Source organism: Anaerosporobacter sp. (genome assembly GCF_965301125.1).
Genome location: NZ_CBDLAM010000376.1, coordinates 1 through 1,339, shown reverse-complemented (window position 1 = coordinate 1,339; position 1,339 = coordinate 1). Strand labels below are relative to the sequence as shown.

Genomic DNA, 1,339 nt, shown 5'->3' with positions numbered 1-1,339 from the left:
ATATCATAGATAAAATAAAATACTTAGCAAACTGTAGGTGTGTTAACGGTATGTTCATTGTCTAAATTGATGTAAAGAATTAGACAGAAATTAATGGAGGAATACAAAATGTCAATGAAAGATATTGAAAAAATGAAAAAATTAATAGAAGAGAAGAAAACTAAAAGTGGTTTCTTGCAAGCCGAAAGAAAGATTGGTGTTGGCAAGGTTGAAAAGAGACATAAGAATATAGGGATTGATTCAGAAAGAACTAAAAAAATATCACAATAGGAAACAGTAATTTAAATAGCTCCAATCACACCAAATAGTGGTTGGAGCTATTTTTATGCAGCTTCATTTTGTAAATAGTCTCTGTATTTCAATGGTATCTTACTTATATATCGGCTTAACTGCCTTTAATTCAATATAGCCACGTTCACCGCGCGGTTCAAGCTGAATACGAGGATTAGAATCATCCCACTGATATCCAATAACAGTAGGGTCATATTTAGCCATCGATTCTTGAATAGCAAAAATAGCTTCACAATAATCTTCCTCTTCGAATGGCTCACCTTGGAACATCAAATAATCTGCCGCTGGTAACGTAATGATGTCAAAGCCGCTTGGAATAGTTCCTGAATAATCAAGTGATGCTTCAACACCTTGAACATAGCTAGATGTGTTAGAGGTTTTGTACGGTTCTGGTAACCATAAGCATACTGGTTCTCCACAAAGGGAATCCATACTTGTAAGCAATCCCCAAACATCACAACCAACTTCTTTACAATAAGAAAAATATTCATCTGCCTTAATACCACGTTTGATAATAACTTTACGCTCTGGTTTGTGAATAATTTGAATAAAAACATTCTGTAAGTTTTTCATATCAACAACTTCCTTTCTGAGTTCTCTAAATTTTACTCCGTAGGGGATGAATAGTTGAATAGGAACTGGGTGATTTGCATATTCACCAGGATTACACCCAAACTCTCGGTAAAATGCTCTTTGATAACCATCAACGCTTATAAATCCCATATCATAGGCCACATCGACAATCTTACAATCATTATGTTTTAAGCGAAGTGCCGACTTTGACAATCTGATTTTACGAATGTAATCGGCAGGAGTTAATCCTGTATGTTGCTTAAACAAACGATATGAGTACCATGGGGAAAAAAACGATACCTCGGATAAGTCTGCCATAGATATGTTTTCTGTAATGTTATCTTCAATATAGTCTTGCATTCGTTGAACGGCTAATATTTGTTCCTTCATCTTATCACCACCTTACAAGTTAATTATATAGATTATCTAAAAGGACTTCTCGACTTATTTTGCTGTTCTTTACTTAGAATTATAT

At 34.3% G+C, this 1,339-nt stretch carries 2 protein-coding genes; one reads left to right on the top strand and one right to left on the bottom strand.

Annotated elements, in window-relative coordinates; translation table 11 throughout:
• Window positions 1-108: 108 nt before the first annotated feature.
• Window positions 109-270: a hypothetical protein gene (locus tag ACW2QF_RS20165; protein WP_455717806.1), complete on the top strand. Its 162-nt coding sequence runs from the start codon at window positions 109-111 to the stop codon at window positions 268-270.
• A gap of 99 nt (window positions 271-369) precedes the next feature.
• On the opposite strand, the gene ACW2QF_RS20160 is transcribed toward ACW2QF_RS20165, so the two are convergent.
• A complete protein-coding gene (locus ACW2QF_RS20160; protein ID WP_455717805.1) occupies window positions 370-1,254 on the bottom strand; it encodes a helix-turn-helix transcriptional regulator in 885 nt (294 codons plus the stop codon).
• Between the last annotated feature and the right edge of the window lie 85 nt (window positions 1,255-1,339).

What these genes read in the sequence shown, in the direction of transcription:
- ACW2QF_RS20160 (WP_455717805.1), bottom strand. Translation starts at nt 1,254, where the DNA reads ATGAAGGAACAAATATTAGCCGTTCAACGAATGCAAGACTATATTGAA.
- ACW2QF_RS20165 (WP_455717806.1), top strand. Translation starts at nt 109, where the DNA reads ATGTCAATGAAAGATATTGAAAAAATGAAAAAATTAATAGAAGAGAAG.